We start from the raw sequence: 26375 nt of genomic DNA on the forward strand, positions 1-26375 counted from the left end.
ATAATAATCTCTTTTTTAATTGACAATTGCTTTTTACTCTCTTCCGCCACCGACGGCACTATATAAATTGATAACAGCCTGCATACGCTGGACATTGTCGGAGACTTCCGTCAACTGCGCACTGAGCAGACTCTGCTGGGCAGAAAGAATTTCCAGATAAGTGGACTGTCCGGACTGGAACAAAGCATTGGTATAGGTTACCGCCTTTTCCAACTCTTCTATCTGAGCCTTGTCCTGGACAAGTTTCCGATCTGTCGCGTCATAAAGATGCAAGGCGTCGCTCACTTCCTTTCCTGCTTCCAGGATCGTCTGCTGGTAGTTCATCTTGGCAATCTGCTCTTCCGCTTTTGAGATTTTCAGGTTAGCCACCAGCTTACCATTGTTAAAGATAGGCTGTGCCAGCGAAGCCAACGCCTGGAACATAAACTGTCCCGGATTGGAAACCGTAATGCCCGAACCGTTCGTCCAACCGGCTGTCGCCGTGATATTGAGTCCCGGATAAAAGGCGGCACGGGCCTTGTTGGTCGTATAATAAGCGCCGGCCAATGTCATTTCAGCCATCTTCACATCCGGACGGTTTTCCAACAATTGCAAAGGAACACCCGCCATCAGTTCTTCCGGCATTACCTGGTCTTCGAGCGTACTGCGATCAATGGACTGCGGTGCTTTCGCGAGCAATACGGACAAAGAGTTCTCCACCTCACGCACCTGACGTTTCAGTTCGATCAACGAACCGGACACCTGATGGAACACGGCACGCATCTGGACGACTGCGGCCTCGGTTGTCATGCCGGCAATCTTCATCGCCTCCATAACCCGCACATTCTCTTTGTAGATATCCACCGTCTTGGAAGTAATCTCCACCTGGCGGTCCAGCATCAACAAGGTAAAGTAGGTATTGGCGATTCCGCTGATCAACTGTGAACGTATCGCTTGCTGCGTGTATTGGCTTTGCAAATAAGCGGCTTTTTGTCCACGACTTGCATTCAACAGTTTACCAAACAAATCCACTTCCCAACTGGCTGCTGCCGGCAAGGTATAAGCTTTTGCATAATCAGAGTTGCCGATCGTCGTAACGGAACCTTGGGGAGCTAAATTCAGAGAAGGGAGAAAAGACAGGCGGGCGGAAGTCAGCAATAACTTAGCCTCCTCGACCCGCAGGATAGCGGCTTGCATATCCACATTGTTTGCCAACCCTTCTTCAATCAAGACCTGCAATTTCGGATCACGGAAAACTTCCTTCCAGGGCAGGTTTCCCATATTGGTTGTATCGGTTGCGCCCAACGTATCGGTAGCCGATACCGGATCACGGTAGATACCGGAAGTTTCGATCGTATCCGGACGGTCATATGCTTTATAGATGTGGCAACTGCTCAAAAGAGCGGTTGCACACACCATATATATAATCTGTTTCTTCATTGTCATCTCTTATTTTGTTTTTGCGTACTGTTCTATTTCCGTATTCATATCGCTGTTATCCAGATCTTCCCATTCGATAGGCTTGAATCTCTCCTGCAAGTATTGGAATACCACAAACAGAACCGGAACGATAAAAATCTGGAAGATCATACCGATAAACATACCTCCGATGGCAGCAGTACCCAAAGTACGGTTACCGTGAGCACCGACACCGAACGCGAACATCATAGGCAACAGACCGACAACCATGGCCAGTGATGTCATCAGGATAGGACGCAAGCGGGCGGCAGCCCCTAAAACGGCAGCCCACGTGATACTCATCCCCATACGGCGACGGTCGAGGGCAAACTCTACGATCAGGATGGCGTTCTTCGCCAACAAACCGACCAACATGATCAAGGCGATCTGCATATAGATATTGTTGGACATCGTACCTAAGAGCATCTTCAGAGCCGGGATATTGCCCAAAGCGGCCCACCCCTGCACGAACAGGAAGCTACCCATCAAACCGAACGGGATGGAAAGCAATACGGCCAACGGCAGGATATAACTTTCATACTGGGCGCTCAACAGCAAATAAACGAATACGAAACAGAGCAGGAAGATCAAACCGGTCGTGCTGCCGCTGGTTTCGGCCTCTTCACGCGCCATACCTCCCAACTCGTATCCGAAACCGGTCGGAAGCGTCGTTCCGGCAACTTCTTCGATCGCTTTCAATGCCTGACCGCTGGTGTAACCGTCTGCCGGGGCAACCATCACTTTGATAGAGGTGTACATATTGAAACGACTGATGATATCCGGACCGTACACTTTCTTAATAGATACGAACTGCGAGATAGGAGCCATTTCGTTTCCATTGCGGACTTTGATATTCTTCAATGATTCCAGATTGGTACGCAAAGCCGGATCAGCCTGGACCATTACACGGTACATCTTACCGAAACGGTTGAAGTTGGAGGCATACAGACCACCGTAATATCCCTGCATGGTTGCCAGAATATCGCTCGGGCTAATCCCCACCTTCTTACAGGCAGCCGCATCGATATCGATCATATACTGCGGGAAGTTCGGATTGAAGGTACTCTGTGCCGACTTGATTTCAGGACGGGCGGTCAAGGCTGCCGTATATTGCTTCGTCACATCGAAGAATTTTTCCAGATCGCCACCGGTCTTATCCTGCATATTCAACTCGATATCGCTGGAAGCGGAATAACCCGGAATCATAGGCGGAGTAAAGAACAACACCTGTGCATCCTTCACGATCTTTTGCGCACGCATGAACAAACTGCCATACACGATATCCGAACTCTGCATCATGGAACGTTCTTCCCAGTCTTTCAACTTGATAATGTACGAACCGTAGGAAGGTCCCTGACCACCGATGAAGCTGAAGCCGATGATGGCCGTGCGTGATTTGACCGCCGGGTCGGCAGCGATCAGGCTGTCCACCTTATTCATTACCTCTATCGTACGTTCCTGGGAAGTTCCCGGCGGCAGCGTCACTGCCCCCATGATCGTACCGGTATCTTCATTCGGAACCATACCTGTCGGAGTCGCATTCATCAAAACGACGAGCAAGACGATACATCCGGCAACGATACCGAACGAAAGCCATTTCTTCTGGATAAAGAATACGACACGTTTTTTATAGCTATTCAGCAAAGAGTCGTATGCAGCATTGAAGGAAGCGTGGAAACGGGAAACGAAAGTCGATTTCTTCTCATGTCCTTCTTCGTGCGGCTTCAGGAACATCGCACACAGAGCCGGGCTCAATGTCAAGGCGTTCAATGCGGACAAACCGATTGCGATAGCCATCGTCAAACCGAACTGACGATAGAATGTACCGGCCGTACCGCTCATGAAACTTACCGGGATAAACACGGACATCATGACCAACGTGATCGAGACGATAGCACCGCCCAACTCGTTCATGGCATCGATGGAAGCCAGTTTCGCCGATTTGTAACCCTGGTCCAGCTTGGCATGGACTCCCTCGACGACCACGATCGCATCATCGACCACAATCGCAATGGCGAGCACCATAGCACAAAGAGTCAACAAGTTCAAGCTAAAGCCGATCAGCGACAGCATGAAGAACGTACCGATCAACGCAACCGGGATCGCGATAGCCGGAATCAAAGTCGAACGCATATCCTGCAAGAAGATATACACGACGATAAACACCAGGATGAAGGCCTCGATCAATGTCTTAAGCACCTCATGGATAGAAGCGTACAAGAAGTCGTTCGCGTTCATGCCGACGTCGATCTTCAAGCCCGGAGGCAATATCTTTTCCGTCTCTTCCAACAAGTTCTGGATATTATTGATAGTCTCCGTCGCATTGGTTCCCGCCATCTGATAGACGATACAGGTTACGGCGCTATGCCCGTTTACTTTATTGACAAAGTTATAGGTCAGACGTCCCAATTCGATATCGGCGATATCTTTCATGCGGAGGACTTCACCATTCGGCAAGGCTTTCACAACCATGTCTTCGAACTCGTTTACCTCCTGCAAACGTCCCTTATAACGAATCGTGTACTGGAAACTCTGGTTCCCCTGTTCGCCGAACGAACCCGGAGCGGCTTCCACGTTCTGCTCGGCCAGGACACCGGCAACGTCATTCGGAACCAGGTTGTACTGTGCCATCACATCCGGTTTCAGCCAGATACGCATGGAGTAGTCGGTACCTAACACGTTCGCATCACCGACACCGGGTACACGCTGTACTTCGGGGATCAGGTTGATCTTCGCATAGTTCTCGATGAATCGCTGGTCGTAACGGTCCTCGGCGTCATAGACGGAGAACACGACCAACATGGAGTTCTGACGTTTCTGGGTCGTTACACCGATCTTGGTTACTTCGGCGGGCAGCAAACCTTGTGCCATAGAAACACGGTTCTGCACGTTTACGGCAGCCATATCGGGGTCGGTTCCCTGCTTAAAGTAAATGGAAATATCGGCAGATCCGTTGTTAGAAGCATTGGAAGTCATGTACATCATGTTTTCCACACCATTGATCTGATCTTCCAGCGGCGCAATCACACTATTCAATACCGTCTGCGCGTTTGCACCCGTATAAGTAGCTCTTACCGAAACGGTTGGAGGGGCGATATCCGGATATTGGGTAATAGGCAAGGACAGCAAGCCTAATATACCCAGTATGACAATCAGGATGGAGATCACCGTTGAGAGCACCGGGCGGTTTATAAATCTATCTAATTTCATATTTTCTGTTTTTAACGAACAAATGGGAGTTATTAATTAAAAGCGGTCTTCAGATTACCTTCATTCTGATCTTTCAAGGCCTGATCATATTTCGCTTTCTGCTGTTCCGGGGTGATCGGCTCGATAGCCTGGCCGTCACGGAGGTTCTGTACGCCTTCAATCACGATTTTATCGCCGGATTTCAAACCATTCGTCACCAGGTAATTCTTTCCGTCATCCAGATTGGAGATCTGAATCTCCGTATTTTTCACGGAATTGTCCGCCTGCAAGACGAAAACGAACTTCTTGTCCTGGATTTCGACAGTAGCGGACTGAGGGATAATAATGATTCCATCCATCGTGTACGGGAATATAATGTTACCGGTACCGCCGCTTCTCAGGATATTTTTATCATTCGGGAAAACAGCGCGCATGCTGACAGATCCGGTAGATTGGTCGATTACGCCGCTAACGGCATCGATCTTACCTTCCGACTGATAGGTAGTGCCGTCGGACAGCTGCAAGCGGACAGCCGGCATCTTTTCCAACTGTTCTTTCAAAGTTCCCCCGGCTCTTGTCAGGCGCAACAACTCTTTCTCCGTCATAGAGAAATAAACATACACGTCGTTGATTTCGGACACGGTTGTCAACGGCTGTGAAACAGAAGGGCTGACCAAACTTCCGATACGGTACGGGAATGTACCGACAACGCCATTCGACGGGCTCGTCACCGTACAGAAAGATAAATTCTGATTCGCGCTTACCAAAGATGCTTCCGCTTGGGCCAGGCTTGCCTTGGCAGACATGAGTTGGTTGACCGCTGTCTGATATTCAAAATCACTGATGATCTTTTGATCGAACAAAGCCTTTTTGTTCTTTTCGGTCAAAGTCAGAGTAGCGACATTGGCTTTTGCCATCTCGACAGCCGCTCTCGCCTGTCCTACCGCAGCTGCATACTGGGTCGGATCGATCTGGAACAAAGCCTGCCCTTTACGAACAGTTGCTCCTTCATCCACACATAACTTAACAATAAAACCCGAAACCTGGGGGCGCACCTCGATATCCTGCGTTCCTCTGATCGTGGCCGGATAGGAAGTCGACTGGTCGCTCGTTGTCGAATTGACAGCAAGAACAGCAAACTCATTATCCCCTAACTTCATACCGCTTTGACTGTTTCCACAAGCGGTTAATAAAGACACCCCTACTGCAAACAATGCGATTTGCCTCAATTGGGTAATAGTAGTTCTCAACATTTGTTTATCCATATTCATTATTTATATATATTCTACCTATTTTCGTTTTTTAGTCATTAGTAAGACCGTTAAAGCCATCGCAACGGGTGAGATCCGCTGCACCATAGTAAAAATTCCACAACGATGCTGTTCAAAATTTATGGGTTCATAGCCTATTCCTCATAAAAAGCGTACAAATGTAGAATCTTTTTGTTGTACTTTTTCCGTTTATACAATCTTTTATACTAAAAAACCGCTTATTTTGTATTTCTGTATCAGAGATATATCAGGACTTTGACCGATCGAAAATATATTCGTTTAAATTGCTACATAATTTTAACACGGAATTTGTTTATTCAATAATTTATCCTAATTTTACGGCTTATATAACCTAAATTATCAATTCACATGGAACCAAAGTTTATGATATCGGAAGTGTTCGGCACTTCATGGAAGTACACTAAATCTCAGATTTGGGTACTGGTAGGACTGTATATCGGGTATTTTATCCTGTCAATGATCATTAGCCTGTTCGGCATGCCGGCACAAGGATCGATGGTCGGGCAAATCATTGTGTATCTGATAAGCGCCGCGATATACAGCGCTTTTATGCTGGGATACATCAAGAACCTGTTCCAGACAATGGATGGGGAAGAGCCACAGTTTTCGGCTTATGGACAACAGTCCCGTAAAATCGTCACTTATTTTATCGCCAGCCTTATTGTAGGTATCGTGGTGACTATCGGTGCATTCTTGCTGATTGTTCCGGGGATTTACCTGGGGATCCGTTTACAATTTTTTGCCGCCTACATCGTGGAAGAAGATTGCGGAATCATAGAATCCTTGCAAAAAAGCTGGAATCTGACACAAGGACAGGTAATGCCGTTATTCTTATTGTTGCTGGCAATGATCGGCATCGCGATCATCGGCTGTATATTGTTTGTCGTCGGTGTTTTCGTAGCTATTCCTCTTATCTTTATGATGCAGTGCTACACATTCAGAAAATTAAATACAATTTCAACGGAAGAAGAAGTACAACAACTACAATAATTAAATCAATAAAAACAGACAACAGCCCGCAAAAATAAACATTCTGCGGGCTGTATAGCTTTCCAACCTATGGGTAAGACATATAGAATCAAAGACATTGCAGAGATGTCCGGTGTTTCGACCGGAACTGTCGACCGCATATTACACAACCGAGGCAAAGTATCCGAAGAGGCACAGAAAAAAGTAGAAAAAGTCTTAAAAGAAATAGACTATCACCCGAACCTGATAGCCCGTTCTCTTGCACTAAAAAAGAACTACCATTTCATCACACTGATCCCTTCTTTTGCAAAAGGCGAATATTGGGATAAACTTTGTGAAGGGATAGATAAAGCGGAACAGGAACTTTTCAGCTACAACGTAGAAGTCGAACGTATATGCTTCAACCAATACGACAAGAGCAGTTTCGACGAGCTCATTCCCCAAATCGAAAAAGCCGACTGCCAGGGAGTCGTGATCGCAACACAATTCCACGACAGCGTTATCAAACTCGCATCCAGGTTGGATCAGCTACAGATACCTTATATACTGATAGATGCATTCATCGAAAACACCAATTGCGTGGCCTATTACGGAACCAATTCGTATGACTCCGGATATATTGCCGGCCGTCTGCTGTACGAACAAATCAACCCGACCGAAAACATCGCAATCTTCCGCTTTATCCGCAAAGGAGAAATGCAGGTGACCCAGGTAATGAAACGCGAGGAAGGCTTCAGGAATTATCTGGCAGAAAAGGACTACGACGGGCGCATCTATTCCGTACAGCTGCACGCTGACGAGCCGGAAAAGAACATAAGCATCCTCGATGCTTTTTTAGAAGAGCATAAGGAAGTGAACGCCGGTATCATATTCAACTCCCGCGCCCACTTACTGGGAAAGTACTTCCGTGACAAAGGAGGAAAATTCAGATTGATCGGCTATGACGTGATAGACCCGAATATCACTTGCCTGAATGACGGTTCCATCACGCACCTGATCGCCCAACGGCCGGAAGTACAGGGATTCAATTGCATACGGGCACTGTTCCGCCACCTGGTCCTCAAGGAAAAAGTCGAACAGATCAATTATATGCCGATCGATATCCTGATGAAAGAGAATATCAAATATTATAACAATTATATTTGAAAACATAAAAAGGTATTTTTTCCCTGTTTTCTTTTTGTTTGATAAATAAATACTATACATTTGTACCCAATGTGTGCGCGAGCACAATGGGATAGTAACAATGAAATTATCACAATCATAAACAATAAAAATATGGCTAATTTATTTTGCGTTAAAGACAAAGTTGTCATTATTACCGGTGGAGCCGGAATTTTAGGTAGAGGTATTGCAGGCCATTTGGCTGAAGAAGGTGCCAAAATCGTTATTCTCGATCGTGCAGCCGAAGTTGGTGAACAGATTGTAGCCGACATCAAAGCTAAAGGCGGAGAAGTAAGTTTTTTCCTGACTGACGTATTAAACAAAGAAGTTCTGGAACAGAACAAAAAAGATATCCTGGCCAAATACGGTCGTATCGATGCGTTGCTGAATGCAGCCGGCGGAAATATGGCAGGTGCGACTATCGGACCGGACAGCACGATTTTTGACCTGAACATCGACGCTTTCCGTAAGGTGGTAGACCTGAACCTGTTCGGAACAGTTCTCCCGACAATGGTATTTGCCGATGTAATGGCAAACCAGAAAGAAGGTGCTATTGTCAACTTCTCTTCCGAATCCGCCTTGCGTCCGCTTACCCGTGTAGTTGGTTATGGCGCGGCTAAAGCAGCCATCTCCAACCTGACTAAATACCTGGCCGGTGAATTGGCGATCAAATTCGGAGAAGGTTTGCGTGTAAATGCAATCGCTCCGGGATTCTTCCTGACGGAACAGAACCGTACTTTGATGACTAATCCGGACGGATCCTACACTCCGCGTGCCGAATCCGTTATTGCACATACTCCGTTCAGACGTCTGGGTACACCGGATGAACTGTTTGGTACGATCCAGTATCTGATCAGCGACGCTTCCAAATTCGTAACCGGAACAATCGCTATCGTAGACGGTGGTTTTGATGCTTTTTCTATTTAATCTCACAATTAAAACAAGACATTATGTATTTATGCGAACAAACATGGCGCTGGTACGGACCGAACGATCCAGTTAGCCTTTCCGATATCCGCCAAGCCGGTGCTACCGGAATCGTAAATGCCTTGCACCATATCCCGAACGGAGAAGTATGGACAGTTGAAGAAATCCAGAAACGCAAGGATATGATCGAAGCTGCCGGCTTACGCTGGAGCGTAGTGGAAAGTGTACCTGTACATGAACATATCAAGACACAGAGTGGAGATTTCCAGAAATATATCGACAATTACAAAGAAAGCATCCGTAACCTGGCAGCTTGTGATATCCGTGTGATCACTTACAACTTTATGCCGGTTCTGGACTGGACCCGTACCAACTTGGCCTACACCATGCCGGACGGTTCCAAAGCATTGCGTTTCGAACGTGCTGCTTTCATGGCTTTCGATCTTTATATTTTGAAACGCCCTGCTGCAGAACAAGAATATACAGACGAAGAAAAAGCGATTGCAAAGGCCCGCCTCGACGAAATGAGCGAAGATGACAAAGCATTGCTGGTTCGTAACATGATCGCCGGTTTACCGGGTTCGGAAGAAAGCTTTACATTGGATCAGTTCCGTGCCGAACTGGATCGTTATAAAGATATCGATGCAGAAAGACTTCGGGCCAACTTGATTTATTTCCTGAAAGAGATCACTCCGGTTGCCGACGAAGTAGGCGTACGTATGGTCATCCATCCGGACGATCCACCCTACTCGATCCTGGGCTTGCCCCGTATCTTGAGTACTGAAGAAGATTTTCGCAAATTGATCGAAGCCGTGCCGAACAAAAGTAACGGTTTATGTCTCTGCACCGGTTCATTCGGCGTTCGTGGCGACAATGACCTGGCAGGCATGATGAAGCGTTTTGGCGACCGTATCGACTTTGTCCATATTCGCAGTACCAAACGCGACGAAGCCGGAAACTTCTTCGAAGCAAACCTATTGGAAGGCGACGTGAACGTTTATGAAGTAATGAAGGCACTTCTTGAAATCGAACAGGAACGCGGTTGTTCGATCGCGATGCGTCCGGATCACGGCCATCAGATGATCGATGACTTGCACAAGAAAACAAATCCGGGTTATTCCTGTATCGGTCGTTTGCGTAGCTTGGCTGAATTGCGTGGCTTGGAACTGGGTATTGCTCGTTCTTTATTTAAATAATAGAGACAAGTAATCACAAATAGTTTGACATTCAAAGGCGTTCGACTCTTTTTCGGACGCCTTTCTTTTTCCCTTTTCCGCTCTTTTCAAAACGAAAATAAATATAAAGAAATCAGAATGATATGTAAACAAAGAAAAAGAAGATAGCGATTTTAACCGTTTTTCCCTATTTTTGTAGCGCTAACAATTTCACAAAATGTCTAAAACACACTACAGCATACTGTCAGTCATCTTCTTACTCGTGTTAAGCGCATGCCATTCTTTATGGACTGCCCAGACGCAACCTGCGCCGCAGCAGGAATCGCTCTTAGTTCTGCCGACAACGGATATTCCTCTTCCTAATACAGACTTTGCTTTTCTGTTTCCGGAAGAACCGAAACTGAACAAACAAACATCTCCCCGCAAAAATATTACAGAAAACTTTTCCAGCAGGGAAAAAAGCGATATTGCCGCATCAGATCCATTACTGATGGCGGAAGAAAATTCGATGCTTATAGATTTAAGTTTGGTACAAAAAGAAGATTATGCATTCCCCTTACCCGGAGCAAAAGTAATATCCCCGTATGCCGGACGCAGGAAACACCATTCGGGTGTCGATCTGAAAACCCGTGCCAATGATACGATTGTATCGGCTTTCGATGGAATTGTCCGTTTAGCAAAACCCTATTATGCATACGGAAATGTTATTGTCGTACGCCACTACAACGGATTAGAAACAGTCTACAGTCATAACTCCAAGAATCTGGTAAAGCCGGGAGATTATGTAAAAGCCGGACAACCGATTGCCCTGACCGGACGTACCGGAAGGGCCACGACCGAACATCTTCATTTTGAAGTACGGGTAAACGGGCAACACTTCAATCCGAATTTAGTATTCGACCTGCAAGAACGAAAACTTAACGATCAATGCTTGGTATTCACCAAAAAAGGCAACAAAATCGCAGTAAAATCCGTCGAGCTAATGCCACATCAGTTTGCAGGCGATTACAGTTATTCACCTGCCGCCCGCAAAAACAAAGGACAAATAGATAGCGAAAAGGAAACTTTATAAATTCCTTTTCAATGCCCTTGCAGTGCTTCTACCAGAAGATTGATATTGACGGTAAACAAGCGGACTGATATCGCCAACAGAATAATGCCGAAGAATTTCCGGATAATGTAGATTCCGCCTTTTCCAAAAAAACGTTCGATACGGGCTGTCATACGGACAACAAAATAAACCCATATCATATTCAGTATTAAAGCTATCACTATATTGACACTGGCATACTCCGCCCTCAAAGACAACAATGTGGTAAACGAGCCGGCACCGGCCAGTAAAGGAAAGACCAACGGAACCAGAGTCGCCTCTTTTATCGGTCCTTGGTTTTTAAAGATTTCTATATCGAGTATCATCTCCAGCGACAACAGGAAAATAACAAACGAACCAGCTACTGCAAACGATTCGATATCCACATGGAAAAGCCGCAGCAGGACATCACCTGCATAAAAGAATCCGATCATCAACAAAAAAGAGATAACCGTCGCCTTCATGGCGTTCACATCCTTACCCTTTTCTTTCAAATTGATAATAATCGGAATGGAACCAATAATATCAATCACTGCAAATAATACAATGAATGCACTGATCATTTGCTGAAAATCAAAACTTTCAAACATAAGATACTCTTTTTAATTGCTCTAAAGGTACTAAATCTTTCCCAACAAGCGATTGACAAATAGTAACAATCGCTTCGATGAATAATGTTTTTCTATCGATGTCCTATTAGAGATCAAGCCCCAAGTCAACTACACCGCCAGCCGTTACAATAAAAAGTCCGGTAAATTCAAGCCCATTTTCGATTTCACCTTAGTGATGGTCGCCATCATTTTATCACTGGTCTTCACTCAACGAACCGAAATAGTCAAAGAAGGCCCCCGATAGCCACCTATATCGTGAGCTTTCTGAACAATAAATCATGACTCTAAAAGACTTTCCAAGATTTATTGTATCTTGTCAGGATTCGTTTTCAATACGAATATTAATCGCATTCATCCCCCTCAGACCGCGTTCAAGTTCAAAAGTAACGATGTCAGTTTCCGAAATATCGGTCAGTGTATTATTGCTGACATGAAAAAAATACTTCTCGGCACTATCAAGGTCTTTGATAAAACCATAACCTTTTGATTCATTAAAATAATCAACCCTCCCTTTCAGTACGGAAGGCGTCTCTATATCTTCTTTTTTGGGAGTCGAGATGAGAATCTCTTCTTGTTTAATCTCTTCTTTATTAGGATTCACTTCGGGAGGGGTCGATGTAATCACACCATTTTCATCCACATAAGCGATCATATCATCAAAACTATTCGCTTTGCCAAGTAGTTTTCTGTCTTCCTTCTTTTTTTGTTTTTCTGCCCGCCGGGCTTGTTTCTTTTTTTCGTTTTCTCGTTTATTGTATGTTACGGATTTTGCCATTTAATCTATATTTAATTACATTAATAATCAACCTCTTATGTAAAGGTTCGGAGTGGAATGCCAAGGTATTTCCGGAATATGGAAACGCAGGATATAAAAAAATCCCTGCTATTGCATTGAAGAGTAGGAGCTAACTATAAGCTATGGGAGAGTCATGAAGGAGTGTCAAAAATAGAAAACGGAACGCAGATGACACAGATCCGACAGAGAACCGCAGATTTTTATTTTATTGATCTACAATAATCAATCTGTGTGAATCCGTCTCATCTGTGTTATCTATGTTCTAATATACAGATTTATGACATACCCCCATATATCAGGAGATCAATATCGTCTGGAATTACTATAACCACCTCTTCTTTCACGGTATCCGCCGTTTGAAGGTTTTTCGGCACGGGGACGGGCCACGCTTACCGAGATCACTTTTTTCTCAAATTCAGCTCCATTAAGCGCCTCGATAGCCTTTTCGCCATCAGCATCGTTTACCATTTCAACAAAACCGAATCCTCTGGATCTTCCAGTTTCTCTGTCCATGATAACTTTTGCAGACGTAATCTCTCCATACTCTGCAAACAAATCATTCAAATCAGCATCATTAATGCTATAATTCAAACCTGTAATGTAAATGTTCATTTAAAATTTCGTTTTTAATAAATACTAATAGGGTATGAGAGGAAAATTAATGGAGAGGCCTACTTAATAATAAAGAAGAACTATACGCTAATAATACGTAACTCAAACTCTGACTCAAAGGTAACACTATTAATCAAACCAACAACTATTATCACCCTATAAATTGTCATTTTTCTTGTTAAGACCGGCAAAACAGTCCTATTATCCGGATTATACGCCCACTTCGTAAAGAGCGTTTACCCTCCAGAAACCGCTAAACGGGGCAATCAGCAAGAATCTTCTCCCTGCAAAAACATCCTTCCAAGTGATCATTAACAAACCCTGTCGCCTGCATATGAGCATAACATATAGTAGAACCGAAGAACTTAAATCCTCGTTTCTTCATATCCTTGCTCATTGCGTCCGATTCCGGAGTCGTAGCAGGAATCTCCTTTAATGATTTAAAACGGTTTACAATCGGTTTCTGTCCGGGAAGAAATGATAACGTATAATTATAGAAACTGCCAAATTCCTTTTGAATCGCCATAAAACATTTGGCATTCGTGATGGCGGATGCGATCTTCAGCCGATTCCTGACAATCCCATCAAAAAGCATCAACCGGTCAATATCATCCGAGGTCATCGAGGCCACTTTCTCAACATCGAAGTTGCAAAATGCCTTTTTATATCCTTCGCGTTTGCGAAGAATTGTAATCCAAGCCAATCCAGCCTGAGCACTCTCCAGAACCAGAAATTCGAATAAGGTTTTATCATCGGTAATCAATCGCCCCCATTCCTCATCGTGATATTTCACATACAAATCGTCAGTTCCAGCCCAACCACAACGTCTATTTATAATATCTTCCATCTTTCATGATTTATAATTCTCAAAGGTATTTATTAAAGATGCATACACAAGAGAGCAGTCTAAAAACTTTTCAACAAATTCTTTAAACCGTCATATTTATTCAAAGGAGAAAAAAAGATTAGTACTGAAAGCTATCATCACGCTAAAACTATCATGATACTATGTTCTTCTACAGTGAGGAAAATATACATACATTATACAAGAGCACATGTACCCTCTAATATTTATGCAAAGAGTTCTTCCTTTGACAAAAGGAAGAATGTATGACACAAATAGAAGATTTTGTAATTCAAAGAGTGAAAGAACTCCGTATAGAAAAAGGAATGTCCCAGAGAGAATTTGGTGATAACATAAACTTGAGTCAGGGATTTATCCGTGACTGTGAAAATCCACGAAAAAGAGCAAAGTATAATTTAAACCATCTTAACGAAATTGTCCGGGTGTTTGGGTGTAGCTTCAGTTATTTTTTCCCCGACCAAGCCCTGGAATAACTTTCATATTATATATGATAAGAACTCAATCCATCAACAGAAAATTTTAAATAATACAAAAAAATACCCGGTTTTACATTATTAGGTGTAAAACCGGGTATTTTCTTTATAAAGCATTGATTTTCAATATTTATCGCGGTGCGTACGGGACTCGAACCCGTGACCCCATGCGTGACAGGCATGTATTCTAACCAGCTGAACTAACGCACCAATATATTATTGTGCGGTCCGGACGGGACTCGAACCCGCGACCCCATGCGTGACAGGCATGTATTCTAACCAGCTGAACTACCGAACCATTATAACCATTATTTTATTGAACTGCTATTCCTCTGAATTGCGATGCAAAAGTAGGTGGTTTATTTGAATTATGCAAGAGTTATATGCATATATTTTTCATTATTTTTCAATCGCCTCTGATAATAAACATCTTACATCGGAACTTTTTTTGTTTATATTCTGAAAAGCACAATTGCTTTCCATCTTACTATTATCCCGTGGTTCCGCCCCTTATGCTTTGCAGCGTCTTTACAGGGCAAAAATGCAGAAACAAGGAAAGCCTGCTTTTGCCAAAAAGGAACGGATTCCAAGCAGATGCATACTCGATAAAAATACAACAACCCCCACTAAATGGCAGATATTCGTATTTTATTAATGTTCAACGCTTTGGCAAAAACCATGTTTATTAAAAAATATTACCCTTGCGGGTAATTTGAAATAAACGGGGTAGAAAATCAAATTTCATGCACTACTGTTTCGATTCGGACCAGCGGGTATTTGAAGAAACTATACAATAAGCCCGGAATGGCAAACCGGCCAGTTTATCACAAATAACATCTATTCTGCAACTTTTCATAAAGCAGACATCTATATGTCATGATAATTTGTTAGTTTTGCAGCTCAATATAAAAAAGGAAGCAACAATGGATGTCGCCATTATCAAATACAATGCCGGAAATATTTATTCTGTGAGTTACGCACTGAAGAGATTAGGAGTCGAGGCAACGATCACAGCAGATCCGGAACTGTTATGTAAAGCGGACAAAGTAATCTTTCCGGGTGTCGGTGAAGCGCAGACCACCATGGAACACCTGAAAGAGCATAAACTGGATGCCCTTATCAAAGGATTGAAGCAACCGGTTTTAGGGATTTGCCTCGGCATGCAACTGATGTGCCGCCATTCGGAAGAAGGAGACGCGGATTGCCTGGGCATTTTCGATACGGAAGTAAAACGTTTCATCCCGCAACAACATACGGATAAAGTCCCGCACATGGGATGGAACACGATTACGGATGTCAAAGGCGGACTGTTCGGCAAGCAATTGGAGAACAAGTTTGTTTATTTCGTACATAGTTATTATGTACCCGTAAACGAATACACCGCCGCGACAACCGAATATATCCTTCCGTTCAGCGCTTCCCTGCATAAAGGCAATTTCTATGCGACACAGTTCCACCCGGAAAAAAGCGGTTCGATCGGCGAGGTCATATTAAGTAACTTTTTAAAACTATAAGGTGATATGATAGAGTTGATTCCGGCAATAGATATGATCGACGGGAAATGCGTGCGACTCACCCAGGGCGATTACGACACCAAGAAAGTGTATAACGAAGACCCCCTGGAAGTAGCCAAGATGTTTGAAGATCACGGCATCCGCCGCCTGCATGTGGTAGACCTGGACGGAGCACGTCAAGGACGGATCATCAACTACCGCACGTTAGAGCGACTGGCGACACGCACGTCATTGATCATCGATTTCGGAGGCGGGCTGAAACAGGAAGGAGATCTGGAAATCGCTTTCGAAAGCGGTGCGCAGATGGTTACGGGCGGAAGCATCGCCGTGAAGAACCCGGAGGCGTTCACCTCCTGGATCACCAGGTTCGGTCCGGAGAAAATCATCCTCGGAGCAGATGCCAAAGATAAAAAGATCGCGATAAGCGGATGGGAAGAGACGACAGACAAAGAGCTGATCCCTTTCGTCCGGAATTATCACGACAAAGGAATCACGAAGACAATCTGCACGGACATCAGTCGCGACGGCATGCTGCAAGGGCCTGCCATCGGATTATATAAGGAGATACAGGAACAAATACCTCTGCTTTACCTGATAGCCAGCGGAGGTGTCAGTTCCATACAAGATATTGAAAAACTGGCTGAAGCGGGTATTCCGGCTGTCATCTTCGGTAAAGCGATTTACGAAGGGAAGATACAGTTGAAAGATTTGATCCGCTTCACCTGATAAAAAACAATGATGATATATGCTTGCCAAGAGAATAGTACCCTGTTTGGACATAAAAGATGGAAAAACCGTTAAGGGAATCAATTTCGTAAACTTCCGCGATGCCGGCGATCCGGTCGAACTGGGCGCACAATACAGCCGGGAGGGAGCAGACGAATTGGTATATCTGGATATAACCGCTTCGCACGAAGGACGTAAGACATTTACGGAACTGGTCAAAAAGGTCGCGGCCAATATCAGCATTCCTTTCACGGTCGGCGGCGGCATCAACGAACTGCAAGATGTGGACCGCCTGCTGAGCGCCGGAGCCGATAAGGTTTCCATCAACTCGGCAGCCCTGCGCAATCCGAAACTGATCGAAGAGATTGCCAAGAACTTCGGCAGCCAGGTATGTGTGGTCGCCATCGATGCCAATTTCGAAACGGGCGACTGGATATGCTACTTGAACGGCGGACGCATTCCGACGGAAAAACGTCTCTTCCAGTGGGCGGCAGAAGCTGAAAGCCTGGGAGCCGGAGAAATCCTGTTTACCAGCATGACACACGACGGCGTGAAAGACGGCTACGCCAACGAAGCGTTGGCTACGCTGGCCGGCAACCTCCACATTCCGGTCATCGCTTCGGGGGGAGCCGGGAAAATGGAGCACTTCCGCGACACTTTTGCTCTCGGAAAAGCAGACGCAGCTCTGGCGGCAAGCGTGTTCCATTTCGGGGAAATCGGCATAGGAGCTTTGAAACAGTATCTCCACGAAGAAGGGATCAACGTCCGCCTCTGATGCCCACGGCAGAGAGCTACCGTTTCCTTTAAAAGAAACTTTTGTTTCATGCAGGTGAAACTTCCGTTCCATGCAAGTGAAACTTTTGTTTCATGCCTATGAAACCGGAAACAGATACCGAAGGACCAAGAGACGCATACGGATGAATTAAGAACAATATAATAGTCAGATAAAAAAATGAAATTAGATTTTGAAAAAATGGGCGGCCTGATTCCCGCCATCGTTCAGGACTACAACACAAACAAGGTATTGATGTTGGGCTTCATGAACGAAGAAGCTTACGAAGAGACAAAAGCAACCGGTAAAGTGACCTTCTTCAGCCGTACGAAAAACCGTATCTGGATGAAAGGCGAAACCAGCGGAAACACCCTGCAGGTCATCACCATCGCCGCCGATTGCGACAACGACACACTGCTGATCAAGGCTATTCCCGCCGGTCCCGTATGCCATACCGGCGCCGACACTTGTTTCGGCGAAAAGAATGTGGAAGACATCATGTTCCTCAAATATTTGCAGAACTTCATCGAACAGCGCCGCCAGGAAATGCCGGAAGGTTCCTACACCACCACCCTGTTCCAGAAAGGCATCAACCGCATGGCACAGAAGGTGGGCGAAGAAGCCGTCGAAACAGTTATCGAAGCCACCAACGGGACAGACGAACGCCTCGTTTACGAAGCTGCCGACATGATCTACCACCTGATCGTATTATTGACAAGCAAAGGACTTCGCATCGAAGACCTCGCACGCGAATTAAAAAGCAGACATAAAGCCTGATAGCAATGGAAGAGACAACCCTGCTCAAACTGGATAAAGTGGAAATCTGCCGTGATGAGAACGTCATCCTTCACGAAGCCTCCTTTACGCTCCACAACGGAGAATTTGTGTATGTGATCGGAAAAGTCGGTTCCGGAAAGAGCAGCCTGTTGAAATCCTTGTACTGCGAAATCCCCATCAACCAAGGGGAGGCATGGCTGTTAGACTATAACCTCTGCAAGATGAAACGGAAAGACATCCCCTACTTGCGCAGGAAATTAGGCATTGTCTTTCAGGATTTCCAGCTTCTGACCGATCGCTCGGCATACAAGAATCTCGAATTCGTCCTGAAGGCTACCGGATGGAAAAAGAAAAGCGAGATAAACGAACGCATCGGCAACGTGCTGTTTCAGGTCGGAATGCAGGATAAAGGCTATAAGATGCCGCACGAGCTTTCGGGCGGCGAACAGCAGCGCATCGTGATCGCCCGCGCCCTGTTGAACGACCCGGTATTGATCCTTGCAGACGAACCGACCGGGAACCTGGACCCGGAGACAAGCGGACAAATCGTACAGCTCCTGCACGACATTTGCCGCAAAGGAACGGCTGTCGTCATGACGACTCACAACTACACGCTGGTACATAATTATCCCGCGCGTATAGTAAAATGTGAGAATGCCTGCCTAAGTGATGTTGGAGAATAATTTTTTATGTAACTTTGCACACGCATTTAAAGCGAAGAAGAACAAATTAATATAGTAAAAGAAAATGAAAGTTTTAAAGTTTGGCGGTACTTCTGTGGGATCTGCACAGAGAATGAAAGGTGTAGCAAAACTGATTACGGGAGAACGTAACATTGTAGTCTTGTCTGCCATGTCCGGTACGACCAATTCATTGGTTGAAATCTCGGATTACTTGTACAAGAAAAACCCTGACGGAGCAAACGAGGTCATCAATAAACTGGCGCAGAAATATTACGGCCATATTGAAGAACTCTACAGCACAGACGAATACAAACAGAAAGCCAAAGAACTGATAAAACATCATTTCGATCATATCCGCACGTTCACGAAGGATCTTTTCACGCTGTTCGAAGAAAAGGTTGTCCTGGCACAGGGCGAACTGATCTCTACCGGCATGATGAACCTCTATCTGAACGAATGCGGCGTAAACTCCGTTCTGATCCCGGCACTGGATTATATGCGCACGGACAAGAACGCAGAACCGGATCCCGTGTATATTAAGGAAAAGCTTGTCAAGTTGCTGGACGAACACAAGGATGCAGACCTTTTCATCACACAAGGTTACATCTGCCGCAATGCCTACGGCGAGATCGACAACCTGCAACGTGGCGGCAGCGACTACAGCGCATCCCTGATCGGTGCGGCTATCGGCGCCGAAGAAATCCAGATCTGGACAGACATCGACGGTATGCACAACAACGATCCGCGCATCGTTGAAAAGACATCGCCGGTCCGCCACCTGCACTTTGAAGAAGCAGCCGAGCTGGCTTACTTCGGAGCCAAGATCCTCCACCCGACCTGCATCCTGCCGGCCAAGCTGAACAATATCCCAGTCCGTTTGTTGAACACGATGCAGCCGGAAGCTCCGGGCACCATGATCTCCAACATGACGGAAAAAGGAAAGATCAAAGCTGTCGCCGCAAAAGACAATATCACTTCCATCAAGATCAAGAGCGGCCGTATGCTGTTGGCTACCGGCTTCCTGCGCAAGGTGTTCGAAATATTCGAAAACTACCAGACTCCGATCGACATGGTAACGACTTCCGAAGTAGGCGTTTCCGTTACGATCGACAACCGCAAGCATTTGGAAGAGATCGTCGACGACCTGAAAAAATACGGAACGGTTACGGTGGACGAAGATATGGTCATCGTTTGCGTAGTCGGCGACTTGGAATGGGACAACGTCGGTTTCGAAGCCCGCATCGTCCAGGCGATGAAGGACGTGCCGGTACGAATGATCTCGTACGGGGGCAGCAACTACAACGTCTCGCTCCTTGTGAAAGCCTCCGACAAGACAAGGGCGCTGCAAGCGTTAAGCGATCACTTATTCAACAACTAACAGTAATTCCATAAGAAAATTTCAGGCACGGATTACACGGATTACGCAGTTTGAGCAAACTCAGAAAACAGTGAAATCCGTGTAATCCGTGCCAATTTTATATACTAATTATCATATATGCTCAAAGGAACATTTCCAACAGACAAATTCAAGGCGCTGACAACGCCTTTCTATTATTATAACATCGAGCTGCTGAAGGAAACGCTCGATATGGTGAAAACGGAAGCCGGAAAGTATGGCTATCATGTCCACTATGCAATCAAGGCGAACGCCAATCCCCGTATCTTGTCAGTCATTGCAGAATACGGCTTGGGAGCCGACTGTGTGAGCGGCGGTGAGATACAAGCGGCACTCGATGCCGGTTTCCCTGCCGGCAAAATCGTTTACGCCGGTGTCGGCAAAGCGGACTGGGAGATCAATTTAGGACTGGACAACGATATCTTCTGCTTCAACGTAGAATCGGCAGCCGAACTGGAAATCCTGGACGAACTGGCTGCCGCCAAGAACAAAGTGGCCTCGATCGCCCTCCGCATCAACCCGGAAGTAGACGCGCATACACATGCCAAGATCACGACCGGCATGAAAGAGAACAAATTCGGCATCAACCTGAGCCAGCTCGGACAGGTGTTAGACTTGGTCAGCCGTCTCGAACATGTCAAACTGATCGGCATCCATTGCCATATCGGTTCACAGATTACAGATATGGCCGCTTTCCGTGGCCTGGTAATCCGTGTCAATGAAATTCAGGAAGAATTGGAAGCGCGTGGACTGGAAGTCGAGAATCTGAACTTCGGCGGCGGCCTCGGCATCGATTATTATCACCCGAACCATTTGCCGATCCCTGCTTTCGACAACTATTTTGCCGTATTCAACAAACTGTTGCAACTCCGCCCCGGCCAGCAGGTTCATTTCGAGCCGGGACGTTCCATCGTCGCACAATGCGGTTCGCTGATCTCCAAAGTGCTGTATGTAAAAGTCGGCGAGACGAAGAAATTCTGCATCCTGGACGCCGGTTTCACCGAACTGATCCGCCCGGCCATGTACGACGCATACCACCGCATGGAGAATATCACCAGCAACGAAGAAGTTGAAGCTTATGACGTTGTCGGTCCGATCTGCGAATCGTCCGACGTCTTCGGCAAAGATATCGAACTGAACCGCGCCCATCGCGGCGACCTGATCGCCCTCCGCTCCGCCGGCGCTTACGGCGAAGTGATGGCCTCGCAATATAACTGCCGGAAACTGCCGGCGGCTTATTATTCGGACAGGTTGTAAAAGGCTGAAAACCGAATGTATATGTAAAATCCAATCTTCTTTGTTAAAATAAGATGATTGGATTTTATTTTTTACACAATATTAGGATCTTTCTATTTAAAACCTTATGTTTGTATTCATTATTTTTTCCTAAGTTTAGTACTATAAATTACTGCGTATGAAAACACATGTAAACAATCCCCTAAATTCAGGTTGTACAGTGATCTTTATTCTACTCTTGTCATGTTTATCCTTCTCTTGTTCCAATGAGGACATACAAGAGAATCTATCAGGAAAAGAGGCAAAGGAGATCACACTCAAAATGTCCGTAGATGAAGCCAACGCCATCAAGATCAAAAAAACGGGAAGCTTCACCATACCGGAAAGCGAGGCCATCGAAATGGTGCGTCAGAGATATATGAAAGATGCACTCACTAAATCAGGAAATAACAGTATCATCAAGTCATGCAAAAAAGTCTCTTTACCAACAATGCAAACCAAAAGTTCAACAGATGAAGTCCCCGGATACTACGTAGTAGAATTTATCACAGAAGGAAAAGAGGGCTTTTCCATGGTTTCCGCAGACCGTCGCATTGAAGAGGTTTTTGCCTTTTCCGAATATGGCTCCCTTAATGATACGGCTTATAATGAAGGGCTAAAAATGTTTTGTGAAGGATTGCCTTATTACATTAAAGACAAAATAGAGAGTTTTAACACAGACTCCTTGTATAACGCAGTATCGGAACGTCTTGCTTCTACCAAAAGCGGTTGGATTGATGACGGACCGATCCATTATTTATATATGCAACAAGGGTTTCTTCCTGATCCGGATTATGAATATATGGGAGAAGAGACAATAGGTGATGCCGGAACTGAATATGGGACGATATTGACTACCCAATGGAAGCAGACATCTCCATATAACAACAAACTCCCTTATGTCAGTGCAACACAAAAAGCATATGCCGGATGTACATTAATTGCTTTTGTACAAATAATGGGACACTACAAAATCGGTTACAAAAATATTACTACTGCTGATTGGAAACGTTTTACCCAAACATCGCAATGTTATGAAGAAAAGTTGCAAGATTGTATCAAATCAATATTTGACGAGATTCAAAACAAAGACGTTGACGCCAATGGAACTGGCATCTCTCACAAAAGTGCGAACCAATTCTTAAACAACAATAGATACCAAACTTCCTATTATAGTTCATACAAGCCTGAACAAATGGTACTTCCTGTAATGGTTTCCGGTTATAACCCGGACAGTGGCCACACTTGGATCATTGACTGCCGTCGTCGAAGTTCCTACAAGACTTATGACAAATATGAAAAAGATGATGGCTACGATATATGGCGCATTTACGTTGAAAAACGAGAAGAATCAGGACCACTTTCAGTTCATTGCAATTGGGGATGGGGTGGTTTCTCCGATGGCTGGTACACAAGTGGTAGCTTCTACTCCTATAATACTTTCGATTATAGGAATAATCTGGAAATGACTAATATTAAACCTAAAAATTAAAAACATGAAAAAGATCATCTTTACTCTCATCGCTTTTCTTTCCCTAAATGGTGCGATGGCGCAACATCAATGGTCAGTAGGTCCTCGCCTCGGTATCGGTTTTTCCAACAGAGCCGAAGGTTTTGACTACTGTAACCACTTCGTCGGAGGTATTTTCGGAGAATACAGGATAAGCAACTTTGCTACCGAACTGGATCTTCTGTTCACCAAACAAGGCATGAAATATCCTTTAGAATCCCACGGTAATGCTTCCCGAAAAGACAAATGCCTGCTAATCCCCTTGAAGGCCAAGCTATACATGCCCTACCTCCTGAAAGGATTGAACATCTTTGCAGGCCCCCAATTGGAGATATTCCCAAACAGGCATTCTCCTTATATCCCTACAAGTTCTTTTGGTACAAATTCCTACCGAAAAGCAGGAATCTCCATCGTTATAGGGCTTGGTTATCGTTTCGACTTCGGGCTGGATCTGGCGTTCAATTATAACGCAGGAGTAACTTCCAATGTAGACAGGGAAAACATTTCCGACAAGAACCGCGTCTTCCAGCTCACCGCCGGTTACGACCTTTGCAAGCTGTTTAAGCTATGCGGGAAGAAATAGGATTTGCATCTTTATCCATAAAAAAAGCGGAGATCCTGCCATCTCCGCTTTTTCTTTTTCAGAACGCCGGGTTTACAATTCGCCGGGACGCTCCTCTTCACCGCCTCCGAAGGAGGAGTGGGCGTGATGTCGCCGGAACCTGTGCTGCCACCCTTTCCAGCTCCGAGGCGCATAGGTCGTTCGCCTTTTTCAAGGCATCGATCCAGCCGGAAAGGTTCAGTTTTTCCACATCATCCTTATACTTGTCCGACTGCAATTCCTGCAGGAAGTGGTTCGTCATCCCCGTCTGGTCGTCATACGCACGCGTCTGCCCTCCCCGGAAAGCAGCGACCAACGGGTCCATGTGAATACCGACAGCCTTGATAACCGGGTCAAAATGCCCGTCAAACTGCTGACGATCGTGTTATCTAAATTCAAAAACTTAACAAACTATTGATCGTAATATAAAGGGAATATATAGTTTTTGAATTATATTTGCAAATCAATAAGCTATACAGATGAAGCCTTTTTTAAAATATTCGATCTACTTACTTCTAATACTTTCAGTACCTTTTATCACCGGATGCAAAAACATTTCCGATGATAAAAAGAAGATCGCCCTGATCCATTCCTACGAAAAGGGGAAGGATACCTATCCGCTATTTAACGAAATACTCGAAAAAACGTTCCACAAACAAAAGATAGACGCGGACATTTATCCTTTCTATTTGGATTCTCAGGTAGATCAAAATCAAAAAATGAATGAACGGATGTACCAGTTTCTCGACTCGATCAAAAAAATAAAGCCGGACATCCTTCTGGTCAACGACAACGATGCGCTCGATTACCTCCTGTCTTGCGGACATCCTCTTGCGAAACAGCTGCCCGTCGTTTTCGCGGGCATAAGTTACCCGGACTGGGAACGGTTAAAAGATTTTCCCAACATAACAGGATGGCAAGACAAACACGATTTCATTAAAAACATCGAATTTATGCACGACCTTTTCGGCCAGTTAAAAATCAAGGTCGATTGCGTCGACACTCCAATGGGCGAAAAAACATTGCACGATCTTTTGGCACAAATCAAGACGGCCCCCCACATCGAGTTGATCCGCTGGAATACATATCTCATGAGCCATCCGGAATTAGTCGACGAACAAACCTTCAACTACATGAAAAGACTTCGGGAAATTACTGCAGACGGAGCCAATTCGTCTGACGATGCCGATCCCGAATCGATCGGGTATGTCTTTACAATCCCGTACCGCAATTTGCCCAGCGCACACATATTAAGCGCTTTCATCCGTGGAACAGGTTTTGCCTATTTGGAAATCAATCGAGATTACCTTTCCGACGCGATGTGCCAACAAGTCGATTATCCGGCCCTCACCGCTTACAACGAGTCTGTCCAATATGAATTTTTCCCGAAAAACAACCGATATATCGGAGGGTATCTCACTTCCGTAGAAATACAGGCAAAGGAACAAGCAGAAACGGCTTCCCTCATTTTGCGAGGGACTCCAGCCAGGCAAATACCCTTCAAAGAACATAGCAAAGAATACATTATGGTATGGCATGCCATAAAGGCGGCTAACTTCCCGTTGGAGAAAATACCTCCTTACGTCCGTCTCGTGAATGTACCGTTCTATGAACTATACAAACAGCCTCTTACCATCTCCACAAGTATTATATTCATTCTTATTTGCACCATCACCCTCTATCTATGGCGCATGTGGTTGAAAGAACAGGCACACAAGGAGACCGCACAAGCCCAGTTGTTCGTTAAAAACCAAGAATTGGAGGCGGCTTTATTGAGAGCTTTGGAATCCGACCGTTTGAAATCTGCGTTTCTGGCCAATATGAGCCATGAGATCCGCACCCCGCTGAATGCGATCGTAGGATTTTCAAACATTCTGAATTCCGACATAGAGATTGATCAAGAAGAAAAAGAACGTTTCATCGAACTGGTCAACATCAACAGCGACCTGTTGCTCAACCTGATCAACGACATACTGGATCTGTCCCGTATCGAATCAGGACGAATGACTTTCGTATTTACAGAGTTCCCATTGAAAGAATTAATGATGGAAATCTATCAGACTTACCATATCTTGATGCCGGAAAATGTAAAACTGCTCACCGAACTGCCGGAAAAAGACATATTGCTGTCCACAGATAAGCACCGGCTTATGCAGGTAATCAATAACTTTATCAACAATGCCATCAAATTCACCAAAAACGGATACATCAAAGTCGGATTCAAGCCTATGGAACAGGAGCAAATCTGCATCTTTGTGGAAGATACCGGCATAGGAATCCCTAAAGAGAAGCAGGAGACCATCTTTAACCGCTTCTCCAAGTTGGACGAGTACGCGAAAGGCACCGGGTTAGGATTGTCTATTTGCAAAGTAATCGCCGAATATTTCGGCGGACATATAGAAGTCCAGTCCGAAGTGGGAAAAGGTAGCCGTTTCTCCATTGTTATCCCTCAACAATGCCCGAAAGCTGGCGAAAGCAAATAAATCTCCGTACCTTTGCACATTCGAAAATAAAAAAATCG

Annotated in this window: 24 protein-coding genes and 2 tRNA genes; 16 read left to right on the plus strand and 10 right to left on the minus strand. The window is 45.1% G+C overall.

Features of this window, described 5'->3' with window-relative positions; all coding sequences use genetic code 11:
* Window positions 1-33: 33 nt before the first annotated feature.
* From ACW6QF_RS01595 to ACW6QF_RS01605, 3 genes are read right to left on the minus strand one after another with little or no spacing between them, the layout of a single operon-like run.
* The gene (locus ACW6QF_RS01595; RefSeq protein ID WP_456086565.1) at window positions 34-1425 is read right to left on the minus strand and encodes an efflux transporter outer membrane subunit; all 1392 of its coding nucleotides are present in this window, start codon (window positions 1423-1425) and stop codon (window positions 34-36) included.
* Window positions 1426-1428: 3 nt separating this feature from the next.
* Entirely contained in the window at window positions 1429-4647 is a 3219-nt protein-coding gene (locus tag ACW6QF_RS01600) for an efflux RND transporter permease subunit (RefSeq protein WP_298553388.1), read from the minus strand.
* 32 nt (window positions 4648-4679) lie between these two features.
* Entirely contained in the window at window positions 4680-5891 is a 1212-nt protein-coding gene (locus ACW6QF_RS01605) for an efflux RND transporter periplasmic adaptor subunit (RefSeq protein ID WP_298553386.1), read from the minus strand.
* Window positions 5892-6266: 375 nt separating this feature from the next.
* On the opposite strand from ACW6QF_RS01605, the gene ACW6QF_RS01610 reads away from it, so the two are divergent.
* The 5 genes from ACW6QF_RS01610 to ACW6QF_RS01630 all read left to right on the plus strand — a co-directional run bounded on the left by ACW6QF_RS01610 (window position 6267) and on the right by ACW6QF_RS01630 (window position 11225).
* Window positions 6267-6908 carry a hypothetical protein gene (locus tag ACW6QF_RS01610; protein WP_298553383.1) on the plus strand — a complete coding sequence of 214 codons (642 nt, stop codon included), beginning with the start codon at window positions 6267-6269 and terminating at the stop codon, window positions 6906-6908.
* Between the two features lie 69 nt (window positions 6909-6977).
* Window positions 6978-8033, plus strand: coding sequence for a LacI family DNA-binding transcriptional regulator (locus tag ACW6QF_RS01615; RefSeq protein WP_456086566.1), 1056 nt, complete (start codon window positions 6978-6980; stop codon window positions 8031-8033).
* Between the two features lie 132 nt (window positions 8034-8165).
* On the plus strand, window positions 8166-8978 hold the full coding sequence (locus tag ACW6QF_RS01620) for an SDR family oxidoreductase (protein WP_456086567.1): 813 nt from the start codon (window positions 8166-8168) through the stop codon (window positions 8976-8978).
* A 23-nt stretch (window positions 8979-9001) separates the two neighbouring features.
* On the plus strand, window positions 9002-10174 hold the full coding sequence (gene uxuA, locus ACW6QF_RS01625) for a mannonate dehydratase (RefSeq protein ID WP_456086568.1): 1173 nt from the start codon (window positions 9002-9004) through the stop codon (window positions 10172-10174).
* A gap of 196 nt (window positions 10175-10370) precedes the next feature.
* Window positions 10371-11225 carry a M23 family metallopeptidase gene (locus ACW6QF_RS01630; RefSeq protein WP_456086569.1) on the plus strand — a complete coding sequence of 285 codons (855 nt, stop codon included), beginning with the start codon at window positions 10371-10373 and terminating at the stop codon, window positions 11223-11225.
* An 8-nt stretch (window positions 11226-11233) separates the two neighbouring features.
* On the opposite strand, the gene ACW6QF_RS01635 is transcribed toward ACW6QF_RS01630, so the two are convergent.
* The 4 genes from ACW6QF_RS01635 to ACW6QF_RS01650 all read right to left on the minus strand — a co-directional run bounded on the left by ACW6QF_RS01635 (window position 11234) and on the right by ACW6QF_RS01650 (window position 14109).
* The gene (locus ACW6QF_RS01635) at window positions 11234-11833 is read right to left on the minus strand and encodes a MarC family protein (RefSeq protein ID WP_298553373.1); all 600 of its coding nucleotides are present in this window, start codon (window positions 11831-11833) and stop codon (window positions 11234-11236) included.
* Between the two features lie 337 nt (window positions 11834-12170).
* Window positions 12171-12629 carry a cold-shock protein gene (locus tag ACW6QF_RS01640; RefSeq protein ID WP_298553371.1) on the minus strand — a complete coding sequence of 153 codons (459 nt, stop codon included), beginning with the start codon at window positions 12627-12629 and terminating at the stop codon, window positions 12171-12173.
* Window positions 12630-12953: 324 nt separating this feature from the next.
* Window positions 12954-13262, minus strand: coding sequence for an RNA recognition motif domain-containing protein (locus tag ACW6QF_RS01645; RefSeq protein ID WP_298553370.1), 309 nt, complete (start codon window positions 13260-13262; stop codon window positions 12954-12956).
* 253 nt (window positions 13263-13515) lie between these two features.
* Window positions 13516-14109 carry a DNA-3-methyladenine glycosylase I gene (locus tag ACW6QF_RS01650; protein ID WP_456086570.1) on the minus strand — a complete coding sequence of 198 codons (594 nt, stop codon included), beginning with the start codon at window positions 14107-14109 and terminating at the stop codon, window positions 13516-13518.
* 263 nt (window positions 14110-14372) lie between these two features.
* Here ACW6QF_RS01650 and ACW6QF_RS01655 point away from each other — a divergent pair, with 263 nt between their 5' ends.
* Complete coding sequence (locus tag ACW6QF_RS01655; RefSeq protein ID WP_298553366.1) at window positions 14373-14600, plus strand: helix-turn-helix domain-containing protein; 228 nt, start codon at window positions 14373-14375, stop codon at window positions 14598-14600.
* A gap of 136 nt (window positions 14601-14736) precedes the next feature.
* Here ACW6QF_RS01655 and ACW6QF_RS01660 read toward each other — a convergent pair.
* Window positions 14737-14810: transfer RNA gene (locus ACW6QF_RS01660), tRNA-Asp, on the minus strand.
* Window positions 14811-14824: 14 nt separating this feature from the next.
* Window positions 14825-14898, minus strand: a tRNA-Asp gene (locus tag ACW6QF_RS01665).
* A 625-nt stretch (window positions 14899-15523) separates the two neighbouring features.
* Here ACW6QF_RS01665 and hisH point away from each other — a divergent pair.
* The 9 genes from hisH to ACW6QF_RS01710 all read left to right on the plus strand — a co-directional run bounded on the left by hisH (window position 15524) and on the right by ACW6QF_RS01710 (window position 23836).
* A complete protein-coding gene (hisH, locus tag ACW6QF_RS01670) occupies window positions 15524-16114 on the plus strand; it encodes an imidazole glycerol phosphate synthase subunit HisH (protein WP_456086571.1) in 591 nt (196 codons plus the stop codon).
* A gap of 6 nt (window positions 16115-16120) precedes the next feature.
* Window positions 16121-16840: a 1-(5-phosphoribosyl)-5-[(5-phosphoribosylamino)methylideneamino]imidazole-4-carboxamide isomerase gene (gene hisA, locus ACW6QF_RS01675; RefSeq protein ID WP_298550609.1), complete on the plus strand. Its 720-nt coding sequence runs from the start codon at window positions 16121-16123 to the stop codon at window positions 16838-16840.
* A gap of 19 nt (window positions 16841-16859) precedes the next feature.
* Window positions 16860-17615 carry an imidazole glycerol phosphate synthase subunit HisF gene (gene hisF, locus ACW6QF_RS01680; RefSeq protein ID WP_456086572.1) on the plus strand — a complete coding sequence of 252 codons (756 nt, stop codon included), beginning with the start codon at window positions 16860-16862 and terminating at the stop codon, window positions 17613-17615.
* Window positions 17616-17792: 177 nt separating this feature from the next.
* Complete coding sequence (hisIE, locus tag ACW6QF_RS01685) at window positions 17793-18389, plus strand: bifunctional phosphoribosyl-AMP cyclohydrolase/phosphoribosyl-ATP diphosphatase HisIE (protein WP_456086573.1); 597 nt, start codon at window positions 17793-17795, stop codon at window positions 18387-18389.
* 5 nt (window positions 18390-18394) lie between these two features.
* Window positions 18395-19072 carry a cell division ATP-binding protein FtsE gene (locus ACW6QF_RS01690; protein WP_456086574.1) on the plus strand — a complete coding sequence of 226 codons (678 nt, stop codon included), beginning with the start codon at window positions 18395-18397 and terminating at the stop codon, window positions 19070-19072.
* A gap of 64 nt (window positions 19073-19136) precedes the next feature.
* Window positions 19137-20450 carry an aspartate kinase gene (locus ACW6QF_RS01695; protein WP_298550617.1) on the plus strand — a complete coding sequence of 438 codons (1314 nt, stop codon included), beginning with the start codon at window positions 19137-19139 and terminating at the stop codon, window positions 20448-20450.
* A gap of 117 nt (window positions 20451-20567) precedes the next feature.
* On the plus strand, window positions 20568-21725 hold the full coding sequence (gene lysA, locus ACW6QF_RS01700; RefSeq protein ID WP_456086575.1) for a diaminopimelate decarboxylase: 1158 nt from the start codon (window positions 20568-20570) through the stop codon (window positions 21723-21725).
* Between the two features lie 157 nt (window positions 21726-21882).
* The gene (locus tag ACW6QF_RS01705; protein WP_456086576.1) at window positions 21883-23235 is read left to right on the plus strand and encodes a C10 family peptidase; all 1353 of its coding nucleotides are present in this window, start codon (window positions 21883-21885) and stop codon (window positions 23233-23235) included.
* Between the two features lie 4 nt (window positions 23236-23239).
* Entirely contained in the window at window positions 23240-23836 is a 597-nt protein-coding gene (locus ACW6QF_RS01710; protein ID WP_456086577.1) for an outer membrane beta-barrel protein, read from the plus strand.
* 97 nt (window positions 23837-23933) lie between these two features.
* Here ACW6QF_RS01710 and ACW6QF_RS01715 read toward each other — a convergent pair whose 3' ends face one another.
* Window positions 23934-24179: a DUF6261 family protein gene (locus tag ACW6QF_RS01715; RefSeq protein WP_456086578.1), complete on the minus strand. Its 246-nt coding sequence runs from the start codon at window positions 24177-24179 to the stop codon at window positions 23934-23936.
* A 154-nt stretch (window positions 24180-24333) separates the two neighbouring features.
* On the opposite strand from ACW6QF_RS01715, the gene ACW6QF_RS01720 reads away from it, so the two are divergent.
* A complete protein-coding gene (locus ACW6QF_RS01720) occupies window positions 24334-26337 on the plus strand; it encodes an ATP-binding protein (protein ID WP_456086579.1) in 2004 nt (667 codons plus the stop codon).
* Window positions 26338-26375: the final 38 nt, after the last annotated feature.

It is taken from the genome of Parabacteroides sp. (assembly GCF_977054455.1).

Bases quoted from the DNA above. Each gene is read 5' to 3' on its own strand.
- hisF (WP_456086572.1), top strand. From the start codon at position 16,860: ATGCTTGCCAAGAGAATAGTACCCTGTTTGGACATAAAAGATGGAAAA.
- ACW6QF_RS01620 (WP_456086567.1), top strand. From the start codon at position 8,166: ATGGCTAATTTATTTTGCGTTAAAGACAAAGTTGTCATTATTACCGGT.
- ACW6QF_RS01635 (WP_298553373.1), bottom strand. From the start codon at position 11,833: ATGTTTGAAAGTTTTGATTTTCAGCAAATGATCAGTGCATTCATTGTA.
- ACW6QF_RS01630 (WP_456086569.1), top strand. From the start codon at position 10,371: ATGTCTAAAACACACTACAGCATACTGTCAGTCATCTTCTTACTCGTG.
- ACW6QF_RS01640 (WP_298553371.1), bottom strand. From the start codon at position 12,629: ATGGCAAAATCCGTAACATACAATAAACGAGAAAACGAAAAAAAGAAA.
- ACW6QF_RS01645 (WP_298553370.1), bottom strand. From the start codon at position 13,262: ATGAACATTTACATTACAGGTTTGAATTATAGCATTAATGATGCTGAT.
- ACW6QF_RS01600 (WP_298553388.1), bottom strand. From the start codon at position 4,647: ATGAAATTAGATAGATTTATAAACCGCCCGGTGCTCTCAACGGTGATC.
- ACW6QF_RS01610 (WP_298553383.1), top strand. From the start codon at position 6,267: ATGGAACCAAAGTTTATGATATCGGAAGTGTTCGGCACTTCATGGAAG.
- ACW6QF_RS01690 (WP_456086574.1), top strand. From the start codon at position 18,395: ATGGAAGAGACAACCCTGCTCAAACTGGATAAAGTGGAAATCTGCCGT.
- lysA (WP_456086575.1), top strand. From the start codon at position 20,568: ATGCTCAAAGGAACATTTCCAACAGACAAATTCAAGGCGCTGACAACG.
- ACW6QF_RS01655 (WP_298553366.1), top strand. From the start codon at position 14,373: ATGACACAAATAGAAGATTTTGTAATTCAAAGAGTGAAAGAACTCCGT.
- ACW6QF_RS01615 (WP_456086566.1), top strand. From the start codon at position 6,978: ATGGGTAAGACATATAGAATCAAAGACATTGCAGAGATGTCCGGTGTT.
- hisH (WP_456086571.1), top strand. From the start codon at position 15,524: ATGGATGTCGCCATTATCAAATACAATGCCGGAAATATTTATTCTGTG.
- hisIE (WP_456086573.1), top strand. From the start codon at position 17,793: ATGAAATTAGATTTTGAAAAAATGGGCGGCCTGATTCCCGCCATCGTT.
- uxuA (WP_456086568.1), top strand. From the start codon at position 9,002: ATGTATTTATGCGAACAAACATGGCGCTGGTACGGACCGAACGATCCA.
- ACW6QF_RS01605 (WP_298553386.1), bottom strand. From the start codon at position 5,891: ATGGATAAACAAATGTTGAGAACTACTATTACCCAATTGAGGCAAATC.
- hisA (WP_298550609.1), top strand. From the start codon at position 16,121: ATGATAGAGTTGATTCCGGCAATAGATATGATCGACGGGAAATGCGTG.
- ACW6QF_RS01650 (WP_456086570.1), bottom strand. From the start codon at position 14,109: ATGGAAGATATTATAAATAGACGTTGTGGTTGGGCTGGAACTGACGAT.
- ACW6QF_RS01720 (WP_456086579.1), top strand. From the start codon at position 24,334: ATGAAGCCTTTTTTAAAATATTCGATCTACTTACTTCTAATACTTTCA.
- ACW6QF_RS01715 (WP_456086578.1), bottom strand. From the start codon at position 24,179: ATGGACCCGTTGGTCGCTGCTTTCCGGGGAGGGCAGACGCGTGCGTAT.
- ACW6QF_RS01595 (WP_456086565.1), bottom strand. From the start codon at position 1,425: ATGACAATGAAGAAACAGATTATATATATGGTGTGTGCAACCGCTCTT.
- ACW6QF_RS01695 (WP_298550617.1), top strand. From the start codon at position 19,137: ATGAAAGTTTTAAAGTTTGGCGGTACTTCTGTGGGATCTGCACAGAGA.
- ACW6QF_RS01705 (WP_456086576.1), top strand. From the start codon at position 21,883: ATGAAAACACATGTAAACAATCCCCTAAATTCAGGTTGTACAGTGATC.
- ACW6QF_RS01710 (WP_456086577.1), top strand. From the start codon at position 23,240: ATGAAAAAGATCATCTTTACTCTCATCGCTTTTCTTTCCCTAAATGGT.